The organism is Bacillus hominis, assembly GCF_030348325.1.
Classification (GTDB): Bacteria; Bacillota; Bacilli; order Bacillales; family Bacillaceae_G; genus Bacillus_A; species Bacillus_A hominis.
The window spans coordinates 2,312,079-2,330,121 of the sequence record NZ_JAUCFS010000005.1 but is presented as its reverse complement, the minus strand read 5'-3'; the positions used below and the strand labels follow the sequence as shown (position 1 = coordinate 2,330,121).

The following is an 18,043-nucleotide window of genomic DNA, read 5'->3' as shown; positions in this document are numbered from 1 at the left end:
TCCTTGACTTTTTGAGCAAGAAAGCCCTAAATAGGGCTTTTAAACTGGATATACAGGATGTTTACGATCCGTGAATACTTGATATTTACTCATATACATTTCGAATCGTCCTTTTAACTCTTCACGTAAATTGTTTGGATGAACAATACCATCAATCACCATCTCTGATGCTAAATGGTAAATATCAATATCTTTCTTATACTCTTCACGTTTTTCAGCAATGAAGCTTGCACGCTCTTCTTCTGGTAAAGCTGCAATCTTATTTGCATATACAGCATTGACCGCTGCTTCTGGACCCATTACTGCAATAGAAGCTGTTGGTAATGCTAAGCAGCAATCTGGTTCAAATGCTGGACCTGCCATAGCATATAAGCCAGCTCCATACGCTTTTCGAACGATAATAGAAATTTTCGGTACAGTTGCTTCACTCATTGCAGAAATCATTTTCGCACCGTGACGAATAATTCCGGCACGTTCTACTTTTGTACCAATCATAAATCCAGGTACATCTGCAAGGAATAATAATGGAATATGGTATGCATCGCATAAATTTATAAACTTCGCTGCTTTATCAGCTGAATCGTGGAATAATACGCCGCCCTTCATACGCGGCTGATTTGCAATAATGCCAATTGGCTTACCATCAATACGTGCTAAACCTGTAATTAGCTCTTGAGCAAATAATTTTTTCACTTCAAAGAAAGAACCTTCATCAATAATTCTGTTAATGAGATCTTTCATATTGAAAGGAGCATTTTGATTTTCTGGAATGATTTCTTCTAATGTTTTATCGAACTGTTTCGGTTCTTGAGGTGTAATCAAAGGAGTCTTTTCTAAATAGTTATTTGGAAAATAAGAAATATATTGTCTTGCTTGCGTAATTGCATCTTCTTCTGTTTTACATAAAACATCTCCGCATCCTGATACTGAGCAATGCATACGTGCTCCGCCCATTTCTTCTAAAGTTACCTTTTCGCCGATAACCATTTCAGCCATACGAGGAGATCCTAAATACATAGATGCATTTCCTTCAACCATCATAACAACATCACAAAATGCTGGAATATACGCACCACCAGCCGCTGAAGGTCCAAATAATAAACAAATTTGCGGAACTTTACCTGATAATTTTACTTGATTATAAAAGATTCTTCCTGCACCGCGGCGCCCAGGGAACATTTCAACTTGATCTGTAATACGTGCCCCAGCAGAGTCAACTAAATAAAATAACGGTACACGTAATTTCTCAGCCGTTTCTTGAATACGTAAAATCTTTTCAACTGTACGTGATCCCCATGATCCAGCCTTGACTGTTGAATCATTTGCCATTACACAAGCAGTACGACCATGTATTTTACCAGTTGCAGTTACAACACCATCCGCTGGTAATCCTGTTTGTTCACAATTTGCAAATAATGCATCTTCCACATATTCACCATTATCAAATAAAAGAGCTAAACGATCTCGAACAAAAAGTTTTCCTTTTGCTTTGTTTTGTTCATGATATTTCGGTGCCCCGCCTTGCTTAATTGTTTCAACTCGTTCTTCAAATGAATTAGATTGCTGTTTTTGATCTAACATACTTACTCCCCCTTATACATTGGTTTGCGTTTTTCCTTGAATGCCTGTAATCCTTCTAATCTATCTTTCGTATGGATTACGCCCTCATACGCTTGTTTTTCCATTTGTAATCCGGTATGTAAATCTACTTGAATACCATTTGAAATTGCTTCTTTTGCTAATCGAATGGCAATTGGACCATTATTAGCAATTCGATCTGCAATTTCAATTGCTTTCTCTTCTAGTAAATCAGCTGGTACTACGAATTCTACTAAACCATATTCTTTCGCTTCTTGCGCCGAAATACGTCTTCCTGTATAAATTAATTCTTTCGCTCTACCAACTCCAATTAATCTAGGTAAGCGCTGAGTTCCGCCCGCCCCAGGTATAATTGCAAGGGAGGTTTCAGTAAGACCTAGACTTGCAGTGTCAGAAGCAATTCTAAAATCACAAGCTAAGCTTAATTCAGTACCTCCACCAAGTGCGATTCCATTAATAGCAGCAATAACTGGTTGTGGTAATTGTTCAACCATCTCCATAGTAGAACGAATCATACCCACAGCATGGCGAACTTGTTCTTCATTCATGCCAGCTCGCTCTTTTAAATCAGCACCAGCGCAAAATGCTTTTTCGCCAGCCCCTGTTAAAATAACAACGCGCGTATTTGATTCTTCGTTTATTTGAGTTAATATAGTTTGTAATTCTTCTAATAATGCCAAAGATAATGAGTTTGCTTGTCGTTCACGATTTAACGAAATCTTTACAACGTGCGGTGTAACATAGTCAACGGAAATGTTTTGTAATTGTAGCATCTTCTCACCTACTTATCGTTTTATGTTGAAGCGCTCTATACACATGACTCGGTAATTGGATATTTAACTTACTTTGAATAAATTGACTAGCTCTCAATAACTTTTCTTCGTCTATATTTGTTTGGATACCTAACTTATGGAGCATATGTACTAAGTCATCAGTAGCAACATTGCCCGATGCTCCTGGTGCATAAGGACATCCTCCAAGTCCACCACAAGAACTATCAAACGTTGTAATACCATGTTCTAAAGACTTAACTACGTTTGCAAGTGCCATTCCATACGTATTATGAAAATGCATCGCAAACTGAGAAGCATCGTATTTTTTTAATAAATGCTCTAATACTTGCTCTACTTGTAACGGATTTGCTACACCGATTGTATCCCCAAGAGAGATTTCATAAATGCCGTATGAAAATAGTTGATTACATATTTCGTCAACTGCTGTGGCACTTATATCTCCTTCATAAGGACATCCAAATACAGTAGAAACATAGCCCCTTACCTTTTTCCCTTCGAATGTTGCCTGTTTTGTTATATCCTCAATTACAGCTAATGCTTCTTTAACTGATTTATTAATATTACTTTTATTATGAGACTCACTTGCTGATAAAAAAACATTCACCTCATCTACATTTTGCAAAAAAGCTCGTTCCAAACCATTTTGATTTGGAACAAGCGCTGCATATGTAACATTTGGATCCCTTTTTAGCTCAGAAAACACATCACTTGCATCTGCTAATGCAGGAACCCATTTAGGGTGAACGAATGAGGAAACTTCAACGTACGATATTCCCGCTTCTGTAAGTAGTTGAATCCATTTTACTTTATCTTTTGTGCCAACAATCTTTTTTTCATTCTGTAAGCCATCACGTGGCCCGACTTCTTTAATGACAGCAAAATTAGGTAGTTTCAATTCGCTTCCCCCTATATCTCCCTATTCAATTTCTAGTAATACATCTCCTTCATTTACAAAATCGCCTTCTTGTACGTTAATTTTCATAACAGTTCCGGCTTCTTCTGAAACGATTGGAATTTCCATTTTCATAGATTCCAAAATGACGACATCCTGCTCTTCCTCTACTGTGTCTCCTACTCCTACAACAATCTTCCAAACATTTCCTGCCATCGATGCATATACTTTCGTCATCATTTTTTCCCCCTTAATATTCATAACTCTTATTTTTTAACAAGTTGTTTCGTTACGAAACCCGTTGTATAAATACCACTTTTGAACACATCGTCTTCTAATACTTGTAGTAGCATCGATGTATTCGTTTTAATACCTTCTACTTTTAACTCTTGCAACGCATCCTGTAATTTTGAAATCGCTTCTTCACGAGTTTCTCCATGAGCGATTACTTTCGCAATCATTGGATCATAGAAAGGTGTAATTGTTACATTATTCTCTAAGAAGTGATCGATACGTACATTTGACGGTAATGTTAAATCTGTAATTTTCCCAGGTGATGGGAAGAAAGTTTTCGGATCTTCTGCATAAATACGAGCCTCGATGGCATGACCACTACGTTTTACATCATCTTGTGTAAATGATAGTTTCTCACCATATGCGATAAGTAGTTGTTGTTCAACAAGGTCTAACCCAGTAATTTCTTCTGTAACTGGATGTTCTACTTGTAATCTCGTATTCATTTCTAAGAAATAAAAGTTCTTTTGATCATCTACAAGAAACTCAACTGTACCAGCATTTGTATAACCAAGAGCTTTAGCAGCTTGTACAGCAACTTCTCCCATAGCTTTTCGTGTACCTTCATCTAAAAATGGTGAAGGTGCTTCTTCAATTACTTTTTGATTTCGGCGCTGTACTGAACATTCGCGTTCCCATAAATACACTGTGTTACCATGTGTATCTGCTAAAAGCTGAATTTCAATATGATGTGCATCTGCAATATAGCGCTCTAAGTACATTTCTCCATTACCGAAGAAATTTTGAGCTCTTGTTTTGTTACTTTCAAATGCTTTGGTGAGCGTTTGCTCAGTTTCCATCAACTGCATTCCAATGCCTCCGCCGCCTGCGGATGCCTTAAGCATTAATGGATAACCAATTTGTTTTGCAATTTCAATTGCTTCTTCAGCAGTTTCAATATTTGTAGTAATACCTGGAACTACTGGTACATCTGCTGCTTGCATTGCTATACGTGACTCAATTTTACTTCCCATCTTAGTAATGATTTCTTCTGAAGGACCGATAAATACGATTCCTTCTTCTTTACAGCGAATCGGAAAAGATGGATTCTCTGATAATAATCCGTACCCCGGATGGATTGCTTCAGCATTTGTTTTCTTAGCAATTTCAATAATTTTTTCAAGGTTTAAATAGCTTTCTTGGACACGTGGCCCACCTACTAAATAAGCCTCATTTGCCATTTTTACATGAAGAGCACTTTCATCAGCCTCAGAATAAATAGCAACTGTGCGAATGCCAAGTTTTTGGCAAGTTTTCATAATGCGAACTGCGATTTCCCCGCGATTAGCAATTAATATTTTTTGAAACATAGTGATTCCTCCTTTTTATCTACATCCTAAATGTCTAGCAATTACGAGACGTTGAATTTCAGAAGTTCCTTCACCAATTTCTAAAAGTTTTGCATCACGAATATATCGTTCAACTTCATATTCACGCATATAGCCATATCCACCATGAATTTGTACTGCATGATTCGCAATACGACTAGCTGCTTCAGATGCAAACAACTTTGCCATAGCCGCTTCTTTACCGAAAGGTTTATCGTTATCTTTTAACCAAGCTGCTTTATGTACTAAATTACGCGCTAATTCCACTTCAGTCGCCATATCAGCTAATTTAAATTGAATCGCTTGGAAATTAGAAATCGTTTTTCCAAACTGTTGACGTTCTTTCGCATATTGCAATGCACGTTCAAATGCAGATTGTGCAATACCTACTGCTAATGCTGCGATTGAAATACGTCCTCCATCAAGTGTATATAAGAATTGTTTAAATCCTTTATTTACATCACCAAGAATATTTTCTTTCGGTACACGCACACCATCAAGTACGATTTCACAAGTATTAGAAGCACGAACACCCATCTTATCGTAAGGGCTTGAAATCGTTAACCCTTCACTAGTAGTCGGTACGATAAATGCAGAAATACGTTTCCTACCATTGTCTTCAACACCGTTGATAGCGGTTACAATAATTGTATTTGCATACTCTGCATTTGTGATCCAACACTTTTCGCCACTAATAACATATTCATCGCCATCTAATATTGCTTTCGTTTGTGTGCCCCCTGCATCAGATCCAGCGTTTGGCTCTGTTAATCCGAAAGCACCTAATGTTTTACCTGATGCCATTGGAACTAAATACTTTTGTTTTTGTTCTTCTGTACCGAAATAATAAATTGGAGAAGCACCTAATGAAATTGTTGCAGCGTAGCTTAAGCCTGTACCACCACAAGCGCGACCAATTTCTTCAACTGCTAACGCGTACGATACTGTATCGCCACCTGAACCTCCATACTCTTCCGGGAATGGGATGCCTAATAATCCTAGTTCGCCCATTTTTTGAAATGTTTCATATGGAAATTCCGCAGTTTTGTCATAATATACAGCTTTCGGTGCGATTTCCTTTTCAGCAAAGTCACGTACCATTTCTTTAATCATTTGTTTTTCGCGAGTTAGAGTAAATTCCATTCCGCTACACACCCCTTATCGAATATTGAGTTTCGACAGCATGCGAGTTTGTACTACAAACATTACTTCTTAAAAGACAAAAATATTAGTTAGACAATTGCTACAATTCTGTCATAACTTAATTTTAAAACAGATTCTGTACTATTGCACAAAAAAATTCCTACATTGTTCTACAACAACATAGGATATTTTGTGTCGAATTATGTATTTTTTTGTTTAATAATATCTTTATCTTTTCCTAAATCAGAAATTTTCACTATCGTTTCAGGGGATGGTTCGAAATATGTTTGTTTTATTACATAGTTTTCATCAAATCGCATTATCCACGATTTTAAAATAGTAATCAAACGACTAAGTATTTTTCTCTTCCCTGCATATTTATGAAATACCTCTAGCCAATGCTCATGTTATTTTTAAACTGTGTTTTATAATACCCGAAAATATGCTCACATACATTTCAATTTGATAAATAGCGCGGCGTATGCATTAATAACTAATAAAAAATCTTCCCATGATTTTCAAACACTACCTTTTACGTTAGTAACATTACATCCTAATTCTTTATCTTTCACTTTGTTATATGCCATAAATAAAGACCTTTAATCAAGTTATAAATTTAAATGGCATTCATACTTCAATTAATTTTTAACGTTTTAAAATGTGCGATTGTTAAAAGGCTTTTAAAGAAATGTTCCCGAATAATAAAATTCGACAATCTTCTTTCTTAATCACCTAATTTTAACGTTTAATTTAATCGATTTTTTTCGATTTCATTTCACCTCGTATAAAAGTACCTTTATCAATTCGACTATTATCTAAAAATTAATCCAATTAAATTCATAAACTGTGCGTATATTTCACATAATTTATTTCATTACCTCCGTGGCGTTAGTCCATACAATATAAATTGAATCGTATTTTCAATTTCCACTTCATCGTCCCATTTCTCTTCAGGCAATAATAAGAACCTCGTTAAGAGTAACCCTAGTACAGCGGATAAAGTAAGACGTAATACGGAAGATGGTGGAAGTTTAATAATTTCTCCTTCTTCTTGAAACTTTACAATCAACTTTTTAAAATGTACAAGCAGTTCTGTTTCTATTAATTGTTGTATTTCACTTTTTAGTTCAGGCTGAAATGGTACTTCTTGAATTAATATTTTAATCATTGGAAAGTGTTTTTTGGCAAATTCAAACCTATTATGAATTACTACTCTTAATAGCCCTTCATACGATTCATAATCCGTTTTAAATATTTCTTTTGCAAAGGCTTGTACGAAAAATGGTGCAACGAACTTTGTTAAAGTTGGCATGACGACCGCTAACAACAAATCTTTTTTTGTTTTATAGTAGCGGAAGATTGTTCCTTCCGCTACACCAGCACGCTTTGCAATTTCACTAGTTGAAGTTGAAGCGTATCCTTTTTCTCCAAACATATCAACAGCCGCCTCTAATATACGCATTTGACGTTCATTTCGTTTATCCGTATTTGTTGTACCAATTAATTCTTCAAGCCAATCCTTCTTCATTTATAGAGCTCCTTTTATCATCATTATATTTTTCGATGTTTCTTTAATGCAAATACATTTCCTACTGCAAATAATAGTGAAAAAAGAAGTAAAACAGTAAGATCTAATGCAATTTCTTTAAACCCTTGATTTCGAATCATCACTTGTCTCATTGCGTCAGCACCATATGTGAGCGGAAATAATTTCCCTAACATTTGTAGCCACTTATTCATAGATTCAATTGGGAACAACCCAGAAAAGAAGATTTGTGGCACGATAACAAGCGGTATAAACTGGATCATTTGAAATTCATTATTTGCGTATGCAGATAAAAATGTGCCTAATGTTAGTGCAGTTAAAGAAAGCATACATGTTATAAGTAGCGTTAGCCATATTGAGCCAGCTACATATAAATCTAAAATATAAACTGAAAAACTTACAATTATAATAGATTGTATAAATGCAAAGATTCCAAAACCAATAATATACCCTACGACTATTTCCCATCTTCTCACTGGTGTGGACAATAATCTCTCTAATGTACCACTTAAACGTTCTCTTACGAAAGAAACCCCGGACAATATAAATACAAAGAAAAATGTAAAGAAACCAATTAATACGGGACCAAGCCCATCAAACATTGTAATGTCTTTAGAACCATGTAAATAATCGACTTCAGGCTTCATCATTGATACATCATTCTTCTCTGTACTCTTTTGCAATACTTGAAGTACCGCACGATTTTTTGATGAATCACTGCCTTCCAATAGAAGATTCATTTTTCCATTCTCTAAATGAATTACTGCATCTACCTTTTGTTTTTCTAACTCCGAAATTGCTTTGTCTTTACTATATTCATAAATTGATGCTTCTTGATTTTTCATTGCTTTTACTATAGGAGCAGGTACATCGACTACAGCAATATGCGGTATATAGTCTTTTTGTGTAAATACTAAAGACAATAACCAAAGTAATAACATTGGTGCCCCAAACATCATTGCTAAAGAACGCTTATCTCGAAAAAATTGACGAATGATACGGATGACTACACCATTAACTCTCATGATTCAATCACTCCTTCTAACATAAAGACATCTTCAATTCGTCCAGAAGATGTTTGTTTTTTCAATTCCTCCGGTGTGCCAATCGCAACTAAATTCCCTTCTCTAATTAGCCCTAAACGTTCGCAAAACTCAGCTTCATCCATAATGTGCGTTGTTACAATAATAGTAGTGCCTTTCTTTTTAAGATCATAAAACTTCTCCCAAATCGATTTTCGAAGAAGAGGATCTATCCCAACTGTTGGTTCATCTAAAATTAATATTTCTGGCTCATGAAGGAGTGCTATCGCCAATGATAAACGCTTTTTCATTCCACCTGAAAAATGCTGTACTTGCTTTTTCATATGCTCTGATAATTGTACAAGTTCAAAAACTTTTTCAATTCTCTCTTTCTTACGCTTACCTTTTAACCCATACATCGTTGCAATAAAATCTGCATTTTCATATGCCGATAGTTCTTCATATAATGCATCAGCCTGAGCCATATAACCAATTCTTTTCATTTCATTTAGATTAGGCATGTTTGTATTAAAAACCATTACATCCCCTGTAGTTGACTCATTAATACCTGCAATCATTTTAATGAGTGTTGTTTTCCCTGATCCGGAAGGTCCAACCAAGCCAAAAATTTCTGCTTTTTCTATTTGCAGCGAAAGGTTATGCACAACTTCTTTTTTCCCAAAACTTTTTGATACATCTCGTAAAATAATTGAAGATTGTTGCATTAAAAATCCCCCTTTTCTTTAAAATGAGTGAGTACTCACTTTTATTTTACTCTCGAATTATTATATGTCCAACTTTACAAATAAATATTTTTTCTGTTATTTACTAAAACAATGAAACAGAGTCGACATTAGAATATCTTTTCTTAAAGTCGACTCTGTTTCATTTTAAATTATTCGATTTTAGTTATGTTTTTAAATTTAAATACCTTCTAATTCTAGCAACATCTAAAGAATATTCGATAACTATTTGCTGTATTGGTAATATAACCGTTTTCGGATATAAATGTGCATATTGTAACGTTTCTGCATACTTTTCCAACCGTTTTTCTAAATACTTTACAATTTGCTCAGGATGACTTACTAATAAAGACGTACTATAATAATGAATTTGCTCCTCGATCGCCGTATATTCTTCAATTTCAAATTCTTTATGCATTTGTACACCCCTTTATATTTTTAATATCGTTTAATAATAACTATTTTAACTCGACTAATTTTAAAGTTTTTTGATTATTTACACTATAACAAACTCAATAGGTCAAATTTTGTTACTTTATGTAACGTTGAAAATTTTTAACAAAATTGTAATGGAAACTTGTACTGAAGAAAAACTACCTTTAAATTATTCACCTGAACAAAAAAGCCGTACAGATTAATTTAACTGCACGACTACAATCTCGGGTCTATTAAAAACTCTTTGAGGAATGATACTATTGCCTAATCCTCTACTAACTATCATAGACGTATTTTGTTTTTCGTATAAACCCGCTGTATATTTGGGCAGTATTCCTTGATTAGGAGCAACTAATCCCCCGATAAAAGGTAACCGAACTTGTCCCCCATGTGCATGACCCGATAAAACTAAATCTACTTGCTCGTCAGCATACTCTTCTAAAAATTCAGGCCTATGAGATAGCAATACCTTATATCCATCTGGTTGCGTTTTATCCTTTGCTTTTACAATTTCAGCTTTTACAATACTTCCTTCGCCACCGTTTTCATTAGTAAAATCAGGATCATCAATACCTAGTAAGTATATTTTTTGCTCACCTTTTTGAATACTTACATACTCATTTCTTAAAACAGTAACATGGTATTTCTTCAATTCTTTCTCCAAACTGTTATATTTCCCTGACCACTTCTCATGATTCCCTGTCACAAAATATACTGGATACTCCGTCACAAGTTCTCGTATTACTTGCAAACTAATTTCTGCATCATATGATTTACTGTCAATTAAATCACCGGTAATAACAATGATATCAGGATTCAAGTTTTTTACTTTTTTAATTAAAACATCTTGATTTTCACCAAATTTTTTATTATGTAAATCTGAAAGTTGGAGAATTTTAAACCCTTTAAAAGAGGCAGGAATTTTGCTAGATGAGATATTAATTTCACTTACACTTATTAAATTGTTCTGCAAATATGAAAATATACTAATACCAACTATTGTACTAATAATCAAAATGACTCTATTAATATTTTTTTTCATAGTTTCTCCTTTTTATTTTCATAAAACACTTATATATGTTAACTGAATTATATTATACTTTTTCGAAATTGTTTATATCAATAAAATAATACAGTACATAAAATTTTCATTCCGGATACGTAATATATGTTCATTATATTTTTACTTTTATCCTTTTAATAATAAGAATACAAAAAAACGATTCTTTTCACACGAAAAAGAATCGTTTTCTAACTTTATACTTTCAAAAACATCATGTTAAGAAATGCCAAAACAAAAATACTATCACCTAAGAGCATTAACAATAATTTCAGTTGCCTCTGCAATTAGTTGATTATCATAGGTAGCCTCTTTCTCATCTTTACTAGATAAAATTGCGATGATAATTGGTGATCTATTTGGCGGCCAAACGATAGCAATATCATTTCTTGTCCCGTAACTGCCAGCACCCGATTTATCTCCAACTACCCAGTCAGTTGGTACGCCTGCACGAATAAGTTTGTCTCCTGTAGCATTTCCTTTCATCCACTCTGTAAGAATTTTACGTTTATCAGCTGGAAGCGCATTTCCGACCGTAAAAGCCTTAAGATTTGTAGCAATTGCTTTTGCTGTACTAGTGTCACGAATGTCTCCCGGAATAGCTTCGTTTAATTCTGTTTCAAAGCGATCAGACATAGTAACCCGATCCCCCATCTTTCTAAGCGCGTTTTCATATCCTTTAGGTCCGCCTATTTTATTAAATAAAATGTTTCCTGCAGTATTATCACTGGAACGAACAGCAGCCTCAGCAATTTCTCCTAGTTTCATTCCAGTATCTACATGTTTCTCTGTAACAGGTGAATATTCCACTAAGTCTTCTTTCGTAAATGTGATTACTTCATTTAATGTATCAATTGAGTTTTGCTGTAGTAATACTCCTGCCGCTAAAGCCTTGTAGGTTGAAGCGAAGGCAAATCTTTCGTTAGGTCGATAAGAGATTGTTTGATTTGTACCAGTATCAATCGCATATACACCTAATCGAGCATCAAATTTTTTCTCAAGTTGAGAGAACTCTTTATGCGTCGCCTGATTTTTATGTTTCACTTGCCCTGTCTTTTCTTTCGCTTCAACTTGCAGTGCCCCTCCTGTAAAAGCTTCTAGGCTTGTAAGACTTAAACCTAATATACCAACGCATATCCCTATTTTTAGCATCCTCTTATTTTTCAAAATCATCATTCCTTCCAAATTTTTAGCACCTTTTTATACGTACACATAATAGACAATCACCGAACCAAATTTGTTCCATAAACTGAAAAAAATTTATAGCTAGTATGAGAGTTATTAACAAAATAAGAGATAGTAGCTATGATCGCCGCTATCTCTTATTTCACATTTCATTTTTTTACTTATAAATGGCTTTATATAAACAGGGTCTCTTCCCTGAGAAAAGTACTCTAACTTTGCTTAGAACTACCTGTACTAGTAGCTTCACCATGTATACGTTGCTGTTTTAAATCAAAGTATACATCTAAAACTTCCTTTCCAATTATAGAATTAATTCCATTTTTATCATCATGAAGCCATGGAACTACTACAGAAAATGCTACTTCTGGATTATCATATGGAGCATATCCAACTAATGTTAAGTTGTAACATTCCATACGTTCTCCTTTTGCATTTCTGCCAATCGGGTCATCTCCACCATATACAGTTTGGGCTGTTCCTGTCTTTCCTGCTGGTTTATATGGCGCGTTTTTGAAATACTTCACGCCAGTTCCATCACCTTCTTGGAATACCCATCTAAACCCTTCTTTTATCCGATCAATATGTTCTTTCTTCATATCAATTCGATTTAATACGACAGGCTCTATGGAACGTATAACTTTTCCAACCTCTTCTTTTATTGATTGTTCTCGTATTTCTTGTACAATTTGAGGTTGCATTCTATAACCACCATTCGCAATCGTTGAAATATATTGCGCTAATTGCAACGGCGTATACGTATCATACTGACCGATAGAAAAATCTAGTAAAAACCCAGGTTGACTATCTACTTTTCTCGTTTGTCCTATTATTTCATTCGGTAAATCAATACCTGTTGGGACACCTAAACCAAATTGCTTGAAATAATAGCGCATCGTATCAAATGCTCCTTGTTTAATATCCAATGAGCCATTTGGTACGTAATTAACTCCGGCAATTTTTAAAGCTGTCTGGAACATGTATACATTCGAAGATACTTGTAAAGCCCGTAAATCATTAATATTACCAAATCCGGATACATTCCACGATTTCTTAGCTTGTGTACCTTTAAACTTCATCGGCGCGTCATAAAATTGATCTCCTGGATGTATTGCCCCTGTCTCATATCCAGTTAATAAAGTAGCACCTTTTACAGCTGACCCTAGCTCATACGAAGTTGTCATGTTACCTAATGCCAAATCCTCAACCTCTATTTTCCCTTCTTTTTCTACAATCTTTTTGCCTGCCATAGATAAAATTTGTCCGTTATTTGGATTCGTCATGACAACAAAAGCTCGATCGAGCAGTGGCTCTGAACTCTTAAAAGCTCTCAAGTTTTTCTCTATACTTTCTTCCACTTTCTTTTGTAATTCCATATCAATCGTTAATGTTAAACTATTACCACTTTTTCCTTTAGAGATTATTTCTGTGTTTATAATGTTTCCTGATTTATCAGTAATATTTTTCACTTCTTCTTTTGTGCCGTGTAATACATCTTCATATCGTTGTTCAATATAACTTTTTCCAACACGATCATTACGGTTATATCCACGTACTAAATAAGAATCTAAGTTTTCTTTCGGTAGTCCTTCTTCACTACTTGTAATATTACCTAACACGGAACGAAATAAATTACCATTTACATAATTACGTTCCCAATCAACTGTTGTATCTACTCCTGGAAACTCCGCAAGGTTTTCACTTATGCGCGCATATTCTTGATCTGTCACATCTTTTTTAATAATTTGTGGTGTCAGTTGATAACCTGAACTCATTTTACTTTTAATAGCTAACACCTTTAAATCTTGTGCTGTTAATTCTGCCAATTCTACTTCTGTAACGCGACTTCGTCTTAAGTCTTGAATTTTTTTGTCTAGTTCTTTTCCCTCTATTCCCTTTTCTTTAAACTTTCCTATGTCTTTTTTAGTAATTTTTGATTCCGCACGTTTTGTATTCAATTGCATCCAGAAATCTTTTTTATCGATATCAGTTAACTTATTTATATCTTGCTCAGGCATTTCAAGTATTTTTGCCAAGTCTTTTGCTGTTTTTAAAATATTTTCACTCGTAATCCCCTTCACCCTTGTATACGTAATCGTACGAAGAGATTGATTATTAACGACTGTTTTCCCTTCTCGATCAAGAATTTGTCCACGTGGAACCGGTATACTAGTTGTTTCATTTTGACTGTTTTCCACTTGGTTCTTATAAGCCTCTCCCTCAACGATTTGTACCTTTCCTAGCTGCATAATAATAGCTGAGAATAGTACAAATATGCAAAGGAACATTATATTTAATCGGATAGATATATATGTCTGCTGCTTCTTGCCTTTTTGTTCTTTCATAAATCCTCCATTTAATCCTTTCAGGAATTGCTACAAATACTAATAGCATTTCTTATATATTAGATACCGATAATCGGTTATAAATATCGCCTCAATTTTTTGCTTAATCCTTGTAAGCATCCATTCCTTTTCGTTTAGCTACGGCATTAATAACTCTCCCTTCTTGTTTTCTCTCTATTTTTTTGCCGCTTGCATTAGAAGTGCTAAACTGTATAATGACTCTAATTAAACTTACATATAGACTTGATAGTAAATTTTCATGCTAATTATTCCTTTCTTCATGCTTTAATACTTAATAGACAACCTAAACAATAAAGTTGTTCCACATTTACAAAAAAAATAATTAAATATAAGATGAAATAGGCTACATAAGGGAGGGTTATATGTTACATACAAAAAGATGGAGATTTTTTGCGGTTCTTTCTATTGTAGGTTTGATTTTAATAATTTTATTAACAATCAACTTCATTTCAATTACTATCGCAACTGCTTCAGCTGAAAGAGGAAAAATTTTTGATCAAAATGGTGTAATACTAGCTACAAATAAGAAAGTTAAGTCTCTATATTGCACTTCTAATGATGAAAATCTATCGAATCAAGATACATCAAACACATTAGCTTTTTTCAATCAATTTTCAACCAAGTTTCAACATGACATTTCTGCAGAGGACATAAAATCACATTTACAACAATCTTGTAAAAAACAGACTATGAATGAAATACCACTATACTCTGACATAACTGAGAATGAACTTGCATTCATAAACAAAAACAAACCCAATAATGTAATAATCAAAGATGAATGGATCCGATTTTATCCAAAGCACGAAATTGCTTCACAAGTAATTGGGTATGTAGAAAATGACCTTAATTCTAAGTATGTACCTGTTGGGAAAAGTGGGATTGAGCTTCAATATGAAAATGATTTAAAAGGAAAACCAGGAAAAACTCTTATTTTTAAAATTAATAATAAGAAGTTTTTTTGGAACATCCAAAAAGTACAAAAGGGAGAAGATGTCCGGCTAACTTTAGATTCTAAGCTGCAGCAAAAAACAGAGGAAGCATTAAGATCTCAAATTAAGAAAATACATGATGCTAATGCTGGTTATGCAGTAGTAACCGATGTAAAAACTGGCGCAATTTTAACTATGGCCAACTCGGCAGTTTTTGATCCAAATACATTACATACACATGTATCATCTAAAAAAGAAAACATCAAATCATTGTCGCAAAATAAAACAATTCAAAAATTAAAGTATGGTGAATCTTATGTAAATATGGCCTCTACTATAAAGCCTCTTACTATTTTAATTGGATTAAATGAAAAGCTTTTTCAACCTGAAGATACTTATTTAGATAAAGGTAGTTTTCAGTATGATAATCAAAATAACATTACAAATGCACCCGGAACGCCAACAGGTGAAATTACACCAAGTCAGGCTATCATTAATTCATCTAATACATTTATGACCGCAAAAGTAGCTCTACCCTTATTCAACCAAAATAATGGGAATATAGAAAAAGTGGCAAATATATGGACAGATTATTTAATACAATTCGGCCTTCGCTCTAAAACTGGGATCGATCTACCCTTTGAAGAAGACGGAAAATATGAATTTCATCCATCTAATAAGTTTGAAAATGGAATCTCCGCTTTATTAAATGCTTCTTGGGGAGGAAATGAAGTGCACACTCCTCTTCAACTCGCCCAATATACAGCAACCTTGGCAAGTAAAGGTGATAAATATAAACCTCAAATCGTAAGTACTATTATTGGTCAGGACGGTAAGGAAACAAGAACTTTCAAACCAATATTAGAAAGTTCGAATCGTTATCCTATGAAATTTTGGAGTGTCGTGCAAGGTGGAATGCGTCAAAATATAGAGGAGATTAAAAACTTACCTTTTGATGTCGCGGGTAAAACGGGTATTACAGGTTCTCCGAATGAGCAAGAAAGAATGATAAATCATTCTCTTTTCATTGCATATGCTCCTACCGAAGATCCACGAATTGCTATTTCTGTCGTTATTCCTGGTAGCAATTCAGAAAAAAACATTGCCGCTCTCGTTACATCAGAAATTTTAGAGTCCTGGAATACTCTTCAAAAAGAAAATAAAAACAAAGAGGAAGGTTCATTAAAGTGAACCTTCCTCTTTTACCATATAGATTCTATATTCTTTATTTTCCATATACCTTCATCATTCTTTTCGAACATGAAAGAATATTTAATATCACTTAAAACATACTCTTTTTGTACATATCCAGTATTACCGTTAATAGTCGATATTTTTATATATCCATCATTTTGCACTTTTTTCGGGATCCAAGCTTTTACCATTTCATTAGATACTTCATATAAAACTTTTGATTCTCGTTTTGGTTCAGCTAAAATTTTCGTTTTGTTTCCAGTAACAGTTGCATATATAAAATGTTCTTGCTTTGATTGATTACTTTCTGTCAATCCACTTGGTACTTTGTATACTTTCTTTGTATCATTTGCAAATTCTCCGCCCATTGTAAGGGCGACTTGTAACTCATGAAAAATATCTTCATCAAACTGCAATTCATCCTTCTTATAACTCTTCCCTTTAAATAGAACTTCATCATTTAATGCTCTATACAAATCATTTTCATTTTTAGAATTTGTACTTCGATATAAGTCATTTATAAATTGTTTTAGTGAAGGATCTTGAGCAGATTCATCTTTTGTTTTAGGCTTAATTTGAGTACTACTTTGTACCGGTGATTTATTATCATCAAGCCAAGGTTGTTGAACAATAAAAAATAACATTGTACAAGCCAAAACAACTACAATAGGCAATACTTTTCTACGAAATGGTCTTTTGTATGATGCAGAATTCACTTCACTTTTTTGGTCTATCGATTGCTTTATTTTATAAATAAATTCTTCTTCATCTTTACGATTCTCCATTGGACCGTTTTTTAATTTACTATACCAGTCGGGATTTTTTTTATTGTTCATCACTTCTACCCTCCCCTATTAATTTTGAAACCTTACTTCTCGCTCGGCTTAATCTAGATTTTACAGTTCCAATTGACACTCCTAATGTTTCAGCCATTTCTTCATAAGATAATTCATATTTTGCGTCCAATATTAGTATTTCACGGTGTTTTTTAGGTAGTTTTAATACAACCTCCCACACATCATTCATTTCCTCTTTCTTAAAAAATTCTTGTTCTGCCGATGAAGATTGCTTGTCGTCACTAAAAAATCCCACTAAAGATATCCTTTTAAAATAAGAGGATTTCAAATAGTTTATTGCTGTATTTCTTGTAATTTTTAATATCCACGTTTTAATAGATGACTCTTTTCGAAACGAATACCAATTTTTAAAAACCTTTATAAATACATCTTGCGTGATGTCATCTGATAAGTGTGGATCTTTTGTAATAATAAATGAATAATTCCATACATCTTGCCAATAATCTTTTATAACATAGTCAAGCTCATCATGATTACACTTTTCAATAAACGTCTGTTCCATTTCCACACCTCAAACTTATTTGAATAAACATAAAGCTGCCCTCGCTTTTATTATGGTTTCAATATATAGACAAGATACAAGTTTCATTTGTTCCATTGTTTATCTTTTTTTCGATAGAAGAATCCTCCTGAAAAATGTAAAGATAAGCAATAAA

General features: G+C 33.9%; 17 protein-coding genes. 1 reads left to right on the top strand and 16 read right to left on the bottom strand.

Going from position 1 to position 18,043, the window contains the following annotated elements; translation table 11 throughout:
- Positions 1–39 precede the first annotated feature (39 nt).
- The 14 genes from QUF93_RS14510 to QUF93_RS14445 all read right to left on the bottom strand — a co-directional run bounded on the left by QUF93_RS14510 (position 40) and on the right by QUF93_RS14445 (position 14,383).
- A complete protein-coding gene (locus QUF93_RS14510; protein ID WP_289375531.1) occupies positions 40–1,581 on the bottom strand; it encodes an acyl-CoA carboxylase subunit beta in 1,542 nt (513 codons plus the stop codon).
- Positions 1,582–1,583: 2 nt separating this feature from the next.
- Complete coding sequence (locus QUF93_RS14505) at positions 1,584–2,372, bottom strand: enoyl-CoA hydratase (RefSeq protein WP_128280075.1); 789 nt, start codon at positions 2,370–2,372, stop codon at positions 1,584–1,586.
- Between the two features lie 4 nt (positions 2,373–2,376).
- Positions 2,377–3,288: a hydroxymethylglutaryl-CoA lyase gene (mvaB, locus tag QUF93_RS14500; protein ID WP_002119529.1), complete on the bottom strand. Its 912-nt coding sequence runs from the start codon at positions 3,286–3,288 to the stop codon at positions 2,377–2,379.
- Between the two features lie 21 nt (positions 3,289–3,309).
- A complete protein-coding gene (locus tag QUF93_RS14495; RefSeq protein ID WP_001985297.1) occupies positions 3,310–3,525 on the bottom strand; it encodes an acetyl-CoA carboxylase biotin carboxyl carrier protein subunit in 216 nt (71 codons plus the stop codon).
- A 26-nt stretch (positions 3,526–3,551) separates the two neighbouring features.
- Positions 3,552–4,889 (bottom strand): acetyl-CoA carboxylase biotin carboxylase subunit, encoded by a 1,338-nt coding sequence (locus tag QUF93_RS14490; protein ID WP_289375530.1) that lies wholly within the window; start codon positions 4,887–4,889, stop codon positions 3,552–3,554.
- Between the two features lie 15 nt (positions 4,890–4,904).
- The gene (locus QUF93_RS14485; protein WP_002110003.1) at positions 4,905–6,050 is read right to left on the bottom strand and encodes an acyl-CoA dehydrogenase; all 1,146 of its coding nucleotides are present in this window, start codon (positions 6,048–6,050) and stop codon (positions 4,905–4,907) included.
- 200 nt (positions 6,051–6,250) lie between these two features.
- Entirely contained in the window at positions 6,251–6,397 is a 147-nt protein-coding gene (locus QUF93_RS14480; RefSeq protein WP_289375529.1) for a DUF1722 domain-containing protein, read from the bottom strand.
- A 527-nt stretch (positions 6,398–6,924) separates the two neighbouring features.
- On the bottom strand, positions 6,925–7,578 hold the full coding sequence (locus QUF93_RS14475) for a TetR/AcrR family transcriptional regulator (RefSeq protein WP_289375528.1): 654 nt from the start codon (positions 7,576–7,578) through the stop codon (positions 6,925–6,927).
- A gap of 23 nt (positions 7,579–7,601) precedes the next feature.
- Entirely contained in the window at positions 7,602–8,621 is a 1,020-nt protein-coding gene (locus QUF93_RS14470; protein WP_212935694.1) for an ABC transporter permease, read from the bottom strand.
- Positions 8,618–9,343: an ABC transporter ATP-binding protein gene (locus QUF93_RS14465; RefSeq protein WP_289375525.1), complete on the bottom strand. Its 726-nt coding sequence runs from the start codon at positions 9,341–9,343 to the stop codon at positions 8,618–8,620. The genes QUF93_RS14470 and QUF93_RS14465 overlap by 4 nt, the downstream gene beginning before the upstream one ends.
- A gap of 184 nt (positions 9,344–9,527) precedes the next feature.
- Positions 9,528–9,779, bottom strand: a complete 252-nt coding sequence (locus QUF93_RS14460; RefSeq protein WP_002119518.1) for a hypothetical protein — start codon at positions 9,777–9,779, stop codon at positions 9,528–9,530.
- Between the two features lie 216 nt (positions 9,780–9,995).
- Positions 9,996–10,838, bottom strand: a complete 843-nt coding sequence (locus QUF93_RS14455) for a metallophosphoesterase (protein ID WP_289359198.1) — start codon at positions 10,836–10,838, stop codon at positions 9,996–9,998.
- A gap of 264 nt (positions 10,839–11,102) precedes the next feature.
- Positions 11,103–12,029 (bottom strand): class A beta-lactamase Bla1, encoded by a 927-nt coding sequence (gene bla / locus QUF93_RS14450; RefSeq protein ID WP_289360980.1) that lies wholly within the window; start codon positions 12,027–12,029, stop codon positions 11,103–11,105.
- A gap of 221 nt (positions 12,030–12,250) precedes the next feature.
- The gene (locus QUF93_RS14445) at positions 12,251–14,383 is read right to left on the bottom strand and encodes a peptidoglycan D,D-transpeptidase FtsI family protein (RefSeq protein WP_289375524.1); all 2,133 of its coding nucleotides are present in this window, start codon (positions 14,381–14,383) and stop codon (positions 12,251–12,253) included.
- Between the two features lie 383 nt (positions 14,384–14,766).
- On the opposite strand from QUF93_RS14445, the gene QUF93_RS14440 reads away from it, so the two are divergent.
- Positions 14,767–16,527, top strand: a complete 1,761-nt coding sequence (locus QUF93_RS14440; RefSeq protein WP_289359196.1) for a peptidoglycan D,D-transpeptidase FtsI family protein — start codon at positions 14,767–14,769, stop codon at positions 16,525–16,527.
- An 11-nt stretch (positions 16,528–16,538) separates the two neighbouring features.
- On the opposite strand, the gene QUF93_RS14435 is transcribed toward QUF93_RS14440, so the two are convergent.
- Complete coding sequence (locus tag QUF93_RS14435; RefSeq protein WP_289359195.1) at positions 16,539–17,366, bottom strand: SH3 domain-containing protein; 828 nt, start codon at positions 17,364–17,366, stop codon at positions 16,539–16,541.
- Positions 17,356–17,889, bottom strand: a complete 534-nt coding sequence (locus QUF93_RS14430; RefSeq protein ID WP_289375523.1) for an RNA polymerase sigma factor — start codon at positions 17,887–17,889, stop codon at positions 17,356–17,358. The genes QUF93_RS14435 and QUF93_RS14430 overlap by 11 nt, the downstream gene beginning before the upstream one ends.
- Positions 17,890–18,043 lie beyond the last annotated feature (154 nt).